An 8,029-nucleotide genomic window follows, 5' to 3' on the forward strand; every position below is an offset into this window, starting at 1 on the left:
GGTGCGCAGCGGATCCATGGCTAGCTGATGCCGCGAGCAGACTCCGGATGCAAATCTTCGCGCCGCGATGGGTTCGCCGAATCGTCATCCGGCGCTCCGCTATTGCTTCTTGGCGGCCTCCCAGAGTTCGATGCGGTTGCCGTCCGGGTCCAGGATCCAGGCAAAGCGGCCGTAGTCGGCGTCCTCGCGGCCCAGGACTTGGACGCCTTCGGCGCGCAGCGCCGTGACCATCGCGTCCAGGTCCTCCACCCGGTAGTTCAGCATGAAAGCCGCCTGCGAGGGCTCGAAGTACTTGCTGTTGCGGGGGAAGATGGACCAGACGGTCTGGCCCTCGCCGCCGCCCTCGGCGTCGCGCCAGGGAAAGACCACGGCGTGGGCCTGGGCGTTGCGCTTCAGGCCCAGATGCTTCTCGTACCAGGCGTAGAGCTGCTCCGGGTTGTCGGACTTGAAGAAGATGCCGCCGATGCCGGTGACGCGCTTCATGGGAGGCAGTTTCTCGTTTCCGGTTTCCAGTGTCAAGCCGCCCCCGCTCCCCTGCTGCTCGGCGGCGACCTGGAACTGCTCGATCTTGCCGCCGTCGGGAAGGTCGCGCAAGGTGATGCGCACGCTCTTGGACTGGAACTTCACCAGGTAGGCGCGGAAGCCCATGCCGCCGCGCAGGCTGTAGGCGGTCTGGCGGAAGTCCACGGGCTCGCCCAGCGGGCCCAGGCTGGATGCGAAGTCCGCGAGCGCCTGCGCGGTGAAGTAGCTGTTGCCGTTGGCGGTGAAGAGGGAGCGGTCGATCTGGCCGTGCTGCAGGCCGCTGAAGACCTTGCGCGCCAGTTGCAACCGCTCTTCCATGTTCTTGTCCTGCACCGGGAAGAGCAGGGGGCGGAGCTTGCGTGTGATCTGGCCGGCGGCGGAGGAGGCATCCAGATTGGTGAGCACTACGATGGCGGCATGATCGTCGGGAAAGACGACGTTCTGAGCGACGAAGCCGGAGACCTCGCCGCCGTGCGAGAGGACGCGCTGGCCGTTGTCGAAGTTGACGGCGATGCCCAGACCGTAGCGCGTGCCCACGCCGTTCTTGAGCTCCACCTCGGTCTCCATCTCGCGGTAGGAGGCGGGCCGCAGCACGCTCTGGTCGATCAGGCTGATGTCCCAGCGGGCCAGGTCGGAGGCGGTCATGGAAAGCTCGCCGGCGGCGAACATCCATCCCTGGCCCTCGACGGGAGCGGGCCGCGGCGGGCCCAGCGCGTAGCGCAGGTAGCCGGCCGGCTCGGAGGGCAGGGCTTTGGCTTCCTCGATGGTGAGCACGCTCTTCATCCCCAGCGGGGTGAAGAGGTGCTGCTGGAGGAACTTCATGAACGGCATTCCGCTGGCCTTCTCGACGATCAGCCCGGCGATGACGAAGTTGGTGTTGGAATACTGCCACTGCGTGCCGGGATCGAAGTCCAGCGGGATGCGCGCCCAGCCATCGAGGATCTGCTGCGCGGTGACCGGCTTGAGCATTCCGGGCATCACGTAGTCCTGGGGCCAGAAGTCCTGGTAGCCGGAGGTGTGGGAGAGCAGTTCGCGCAGGGTGACCTCGTTGCCGCGGGTGAGGTTGGGAATGAACTTGGAGACGGGATCGTCGAGCGAGAGCTTGCCCTGCTCGGCCAGCAGCAGGATAGCGGCCGCAGTGAACTGCTTGCTGATGGAGCCGATGCAGTAGCGCATCTCCGGGGTGGCGGCCACGGCGGGATCGAGGTGGGCATTGCCGTAGGCGCGGGCGTAGACGATCTTGCCGTCCTTGACGACGGCCAGCGAGGCGCTGGGCACGCCCGTCGCGGCCAGGGTCTGGGCGGCGATGTCGTCGATCTTCTTCTGCAGATCGGGAGAGAGGGACTGGGCGAAGAGAGGCAGGGTGAACAGCAGCAAGCCAAGGGTGGGAGCAAATCTGCACAAGCGGCTCATGGGCAGCTCCGTCAGTTTCGAGGTTTCAACGTCTCAAGGTCTTAGTGTCCTTCAGTAGGCCCAGCGCAGAAGAGTGGCGCCGGCGGTGAAGCCGGCGCCCACGGCGGCCAGCAGCACCAGGCTTCCCTTCTTGAGCTTGCCCTGGTCGAGGGCGGTCTGCATGGCCAGGGGGATGGTGCCGGCGGTGGTGTTGCCGTACTGGTCGATGTTGATGATGACGCTCTCCGGCCGCAGGTCGAGGCGGTCGGCGGTGGCGGTGATGATGCGCCGGTTGGCCTGGTGGGCGATGAAGCAGTCCACGTCCTTGCCGGTGATCCCATTGCGTTCCAGGATCGCTTCGCACAGTTCAGCCATCTTGCGCACCGCGTACTTGAAGACCGCCTGGCCTTCCTGGTGGACGAAGTGCATGCGCTTGTCCACGGTCTCGTGGGTGGCGGGGTTGAGGCTGCCGCCGCCGGGCATGTAGAGGGAGCAGCCGCCGGAGCCGTCCACCTCGTGCATGTAGTCGATGAGGCCGAGGCCGTCGCCGCTGGCGGGCTCGACCAGCACCGCGCCCGCGCCGTCGCCGAAGATCACGCAGGTGGCCCGGTCGGTGTAATCGATGATGGAGCTCATCACGTCGGAGCCGATGACCAGCACCTTCTTGTGACAGCCGCTGGAGACGTACTGATTGCCGCACTGCAGGGCGTAGACGAAGGCGGAGCAGGCGGCGGAAAGGTCGAAGCCCCAGGCTCCGGGCACGCCCAGCTTGTGCTGCACCAGGCAGGCGGTGGCGGGAAAGAACATGTCGGGGGTGACGGTGGCCACGATGATGGCCTCGACCTCGGTGGCGGGGATGCCGCGCTGGGCCAGGCAGCGCTTGGCGGCCTCCACCGCCAGGTCGGAGGCGGCCACGCCCTTGTCCGCGATATGGCGCTCGCGGATGCCGGTGCGCTCCACGATCCACTGGTCGTTGGTCGAGACCATCTTCTCCAGGTCGGCGTTGGTGAGCAGGCGGGGCGGAACGTAGGTGCCCAGGGCGGTGATCTTGGCGCGTGGCGCGTTCATGAGAGCCGTTCATTGTTGCAGGACGGAGACGGATTGTCTATTGCAGGCGCCGAAGTAGTCGGGAGTCAGGGGTCAGGAGTCAGCACGTCGTGCCCTTCGTGTGACCTTGGTGTCCTTTGTGGTGAAGCTTTGAAAAGCCAACCACAAAGGACACGAAGGACGGCACGAAGGGCACAAAGGAAGCGGAATGATAAAATTCCTCTGTCAGGCACTGGGTCCCGCGCGACGCAATCCCGCCAACCCCGCCAGGTCCGGAAGGAAGCAACGGTAACGGGTTCTTTGCGTGTGCAGCGGGCCTCCCGGTGCCTGGCTTCTTGCCGTCGACACGGCAGTTCCCTTCCGCGCGCGCTTGCCCCACAATAGGCGCATGGCGAAAGCGGCCCCAGCCCGGCCGGGAAAGGCCGGGGGCCTCAGCGGCGCCATCGAGCGCTACTTCGAGATCTCGCTCTACCTGCTGGTGGTGACCGGGTTCATCACCCTGAGCAGCACGGGCAAGCTGGACCTGCCCTCGCTGGCGCTGGTGACGGGGGCGCTGCTCTTCCGCGGCTACCTGCTGGTTCGCAACCGCCATCTGCTCATTCCCGAGCGCTGGACCTCCTACCTGGCGGTGGTGTACGCGGTCTTCTATCTGCTGGACTTCTTCGTGCTCTCGGGCAGCTTCGTCTCCGCCAACGTGCACCTGGCCCTGCTGGTGATGGTGTCGAAGCTGTTCTCGGTGCAGCGCAGCCGCGACCACCTCTACCTGGTGCTGCTGTCGTTCGGAGCGGTGCTGCTGGCGGCCATGCTGACGGTGGACAGCGTCTTCCTGGCTTCGTTCTGCGTCTTCCTGCTGCTGGCGGCGGCCACTTTCCTGAGCATGGAGATGAAGCGCTCGGCGGCGGCGGCGCAGGGGCTGGCGCGGACGCCGCAGGCGGGGGCGAAGCGCATGGCGCGGGCGCTGAGCGCGACCGCGGCGGCGCTGGTGGCGGCCATCGTGGTGGCGGCGTCGGTGCTGTTCTTCGCGCTGCCGCGGCTCTCGGCCGGCTACCTGCGCGCGCTCACCGAGCGCAACGTGCTGGTCAGCGGCTTCAGCGACGACGTCAACCTGGGCGAGATCGGCGAGATCAAGCAGTCGAGCACGGTGGTGATGCACATCCAGATCGAGGGCGACAGCACCGGCCTGTACGACCTGAAGTGGCGGGGGCTCTCGCTCTCCAGCTTCGACGGGCAGCGCTGGCACAACATCAGCAACGCGCCCACGGTGTGGAACTCCTCCAGCGGGCGCTTCGACCTGGCGCGCATGCGGCTGCAGAACGAGCGCGCCATGGGCCTGCTGCGGCCCGCGGGACCGCAGCGCATCCTGCGCTATCGCGTGATCATGGAGCCCGTGGGCACCAACATCTTCTTCTTCGCCCCCATGCCCGACTCGCTCGGCGGCAAGTACCGCGAGATCTCCATGGACGACGGGGGCGCGGTGCGCAACGAGGACCGCCGCCTGATCGACCTCTACAGCGCCAGCTCCAACCTGGCCCAGCCTTCCCCGGAGGCGCTGCGCCAGGCCTCGGGCACCTACCCGCCGCAGATCTCGAACGTCTACCTGCAACTGCCGCGGCTGGACCGGCGCGTCCCCGAGCTGGCGCGGCAGATCACCGCCGGCGCGCCCACCGCCTATGACCAGGCCGTCGCCTTGGAGCTTCACCTCAAGACCCACTACGCCTACACCCTGGTGCTGCCCAGCGAGAGACACGCCGACCCGCTGGCCTACTTCCTCTTCGAGCGCAAGCGCGGGCACTGCGAGTATTTCGCCTCCGCCATGGCGGTGATGCTGCGCACGCTGGGCATCCCGTCGCGGGTGGTGAACGGCTTCCGCGGCGGCGAGTTCAACGACGTCACCGGCAGCTACATCCTGCGCGGGCGCGACGCGCACTCCTGGGTGGAGGCCTACTTCCCCGGCCAGGGCTGGGTGAGCTTCGACCCTACGCCCCCCGATCCGGGCTACAGCCAGGGCCGGTGGGCGCGCATGATGCTCTACCTGGACGCGGCCGGCGAGTTCTGGCGGGAGTGGGTGATCAACTACGACTTCACCCACCAGGAAACCATGGCCTACGGCATGTTGGGGCGCAGCCGCCAGGGCCTGGACCGCGCGCGCCTGTGGCTGCGGCAGAAGTATGACCAGTGGGTCAGCAAGGCGGAAGAGGTGCAGGCGAACGCGGCGCGCGAGCCGCGGCGCTGGAGCGGAGTCGTGGTGGGCGTGGTGGCGGCGCTGCTGCTGGCCTTCAACGGGCGGCGGATGTGGCGGGCGCTGCGCCGGCAGCGCGTGGCGCGCGCCCCGGAAAAGGCGCCGCAGCAGGCAGCCAGCATCTGGTACCAGCGCATGACGCGCGTGGTCGGCCGCCGCGGCTTTCCCAAGTCGCCAGCGCAGACCCCGGAGGAGTACCTGGCCACCATCGCCGACCCGCGGCTCAAGGAGCCGGTCGAGCGCTTCACCGGGCACTACGAGCGAGCGCGCTTCGGCGAGTCGGCCGAGGACGCCAAGGTCCTGCCCGAGATCTACGAGGAGATCAACAGCCGGAGCTGACGGCAGATAATCTTGAGGGCGACCTCGCACCCCCTCCGCTCAAAAGGACTTGCGTTCGAGGAGGTACAGGGTCGCGGCAAGAAGGAGGCCCGTGAAGGCCGCGCTGGACCAGAGGGGCCACCAGGAATAGAGCTCGCCGTCACGGATCCAGGCCGCCGAGAGCGCATTGATCTCGGCGCACTTGGGCAGGATGATGTATGCCACATCAAGCAGGTAACGGCCTCCGTAGGAGGAAACAAATTGGTAGTAGCTGTCGCGCCGCGCGGCGAGCAGGGGCGAGGCCAACCAGACTACAAGCGGAGAGAGCATAGGGAAGACGATATTCTGCTGCGCCAGGCACACCAGGGACGCTACAGAGAGTAGAGCCGCGAAGCTCACCACCTGGAAGAACAAGGCGGCGACGACTGGGAAGAAGTTGACGCCGGTCTGCCACCAGAGCCGGAACGCCAACGGCAGCACAGAGACGGCAGATGCGATGGCATAGAGAGTGACCCCGGCGAGATAGCGGCCAAGAAACATCTCCCAGCGCGGCGTAGCCTTGGAAAGGACAAGCTCCAACCAGCCTCTCTCCAGCGTCGACGCCAGGATGGGAACGGCGCAGAGGATGGAGAGCAGCAGCCAAATCCATCCGGCCTCGCCGATGACGGCCGCCAGCAATTCGGGAACGCCCTCCTCGGGAGAGCCCAGCGCGCGAGTCCCGAGAACGATCGTCCGGTCGCCGCTGGGTGTCGACCCCAGGTGGACGATCCCGTTACTGAACAAGGCAAAGACAAGAGCACAGCCGAGCAACACGGGCAGCAGCCGGCGCCCGCGGGCTTCTCTCAGTGCGTCGAGGTAACCGGCCAGCATCAAGCGTCCTTTCGTTCCAAGGTTTCCAGGAAGAACTGCTCGAGAGAAACCTTGACCGGCTCAATGGCTTCGATGTTGACGGAGAGCTCGCGCAGCCGGTCGATGACAGCGTTCAGATGCGCCACATCACGGGGGCGAAAGCGCAGGGCATTGCCTTCCCACCGCCCCTGCCCCAGCGCGTTGGCCGCCGCCTCCCGGACGGTATCGTTGACCTCGCCCACCGAGACTTGCCAATCTCCCGCCGGGTCCTGCGCGAGAGCGGTGATGGTGGCCGGAACGCGACGCAGGGCGTCGATCAGCCGATTCAGGTGAACCTCGTCGCAGGGCGGGAACAAGAGAGTCTTTCCTTTCCACGTCGGCACGGAGAGGAGCTCCTCGATGGCGAGGACCGCCGAACTGTCCAACGCGGGCACCCGCAGCAGGTATTCCCCCCTGCCGCGCGCGAACTCGGCAGGAGTGGAAGCTCTCACGATGCGCCCCTTGTGAAGCAGGAAGATCTGGTCGCAGACGGCCTCGACTTCGGAGAGCAGGTGCGAATTCAGGAAGATCGTTTTGCGGTTCTTCCTCAGGGCGAGAAGGAGGTCGCGGACGTCTTTGCGGCCACCGGGATCCAGTCCATCCGTAGGCTCGTCGAGGAAGAGGAGTCTGGGGTCGCCGAGCAGGGCCTGCGCCAGTCCCAGCCTCTGCTGCATGCCCTTGGAATAGTCGCGGACGCACTTGCTAACGCCGGAGAGGCCGACCATGTCGAGCAACTCCGGGACCTGGCGGCGCAGTTTGTCGGCGCCGACTTCGTTCAATCGGCCCATCGAGCAGAGAAACTCCTCGGCATTGAAGTAGCCGTGGATACGCATCTGTTCGGGCAAGTAACCGACACTCTGGCGCGTGAGTGGGTGCGAGGGAGCGGCGCCCAGGACGGTGGCGCGGCCCCCCGTCGAGTTGGCCAGACCCACGAGGATCTTCACCAGCGTGGTCTTGCCGGCACCGTTCTGACCGATGAGCCCGACGATCGAGCCTTCTTCGACCACCAAGGAAACTTCCTGCAGCGCCGGCACGGGCGGCGCGCGGAAGGCGCGGTACTCCTTGCTGAGGTCGGTGGTCTGGATGGCGTAGGGCATTTCTCTCAGCTTTGGGCTGCTGCGGAATGGTGGCGGGCCGCCGGTCTTGATCCCAGGAAAGGCAGCGCGCCCAGCAGCAGGCCGAGGCCGGGGAAAACGGACCACGCCAGCAGGGTCAGCAGCCAGGCGGCCAGCATCTTGTCCACCGGCGCGTGGCGATCGACGATCAAGGCAGCGAGAAGGATGATCACGAAGAGCACGGCGATGGAGATGGCCGGCAGCAGAGCCGCGAGCAGGCGCTCGCGAAGCGTTCCGCCGGCGCGGCGCGACCACCAGGCTCCCAGAGCGCCCACGATCGGCAGGGGAAAGAACCAGGGCAGGTAAAACCCGATCCCCGCGATCCCAAACTCCGACGCCCGCCATACGTACTGCGGCTGCAGGCCGGCGCGCACCATCATAGCCAGCGCCAGATAAGAAAAGAGGCAAGTGAAAGCCCCGGGGAGCCAGAGAGCCCGAGTGCGGTGGTTCATAGGATCCTCCTTGCTGTGTTGCAGGTCGCGGCGGAAGCGCTGCCAGTCGGGGACCT

Annotated in this window: 6 protein-coding genes and 1 other RNA gene; 2 read left to right on the plus strand and 5 right to left on the minus strand. The window is 66.6% G+C overall.

Annotated features, from left to right (window positions below; all coding sequences use genetic code 11):
• Positions 1-99 precede the first annotated feature (99 nt).
• On the minus strand, positions 100-1,935 hold the full coding sequence (locus VEG08_07935; protein ID HXZ27913.1) for a serine hydrolase: 1,836 nt from the start codon (positions 1,933-1,935) through the stop codon (positions 100-102).
• 51 nt (positions 1,936-1,986) lie between these two features.
• Positions 1,987-2,982, minus strand: coding sequence for a beta-ketoacyl-ACP synthase III (locus tag VEG08_07940; GenBank protein HXZ27914.1), 996 nt, complete (start codon positions 2,980-2,982; stop codon positions 1,987-1,989).
• A gap of 209 nt (positions 2,983-3,191) precedes the next feature.
• On the opposite strand from VEG08_07940, the gene ffs reads away from it, so the two are divergent.
• Both ffs and VEG08_07950 read left to right on the plus strand, forming a co-directional pair.
• Positions 3,192-3,290: signal recognition particle sRNA small type (gene ffs / locus VEG08_07945), an RNA gene on the plus strand.
• A gap of 59 nt (positions 3,291-3,349) precedes the next feature.
• Positions 3,350-5,539 (plus strand): DUF3488 and transglutaminase-like domain-containing protein, encoded by a 2,190-nt coding sequence (locus tag VEG08_07950; protein HXZ27915.1) that lies wholly within the window; start codon positions 3,350-3,352, stop codon positions 5,537-5,539.
• Positions 5,540-5,578: 39 nt separating this feature from the next.
• Here the strand turns inward: VEG08_07950 and VEG08_07955 are convergent, their stop codons facing one another.
• From VEG08_07955 to VEG08_07965, 3 genes are all read right to left on the minus strand, one after another.
• Positions 5,579-6,388 (minus strand): hypothetical protein, encoded by an 810-nt coding sequence (locus VEG08_07955; protein ID HXZ27916.1) that lies wholly within the window; start codon positions 6,386-6,388, stop codon positions 5,579-5,581.
• Positions 6,388-7,503: an ABC transporter ATP-binding protein gene (locus VEG08_07960; GenBank protein HXZ27917.1), complete on the minus strand. Its 1,116-nt coding sequence runs from the start codon at positions 7,501-7,503 to the stop codon at positions 6,388-6,390. Before VEG08_07960 ends, VEG08_07955 begins: the two co-directional genes overlap by 1 nt.
• A gap of 5 nt (positions 7,504-7,508) precedes the next feature.
• Positions 7,509-8,029, minus strand: a 521-nt coding sequence (locus VEG08_07965) for a hypothetical protein (GenBank protein ID HXZ27918.1), incomplete at its 5' end; no start/stop codon positions are given.

The organism is Terriglobales bacterium (assembly GCA_035624475.1).
Lineage (GTDB): Bacteria > Acidobacteriota > Terriglobia > Terriglobales > Acidobacteriaceae > DASPRL01.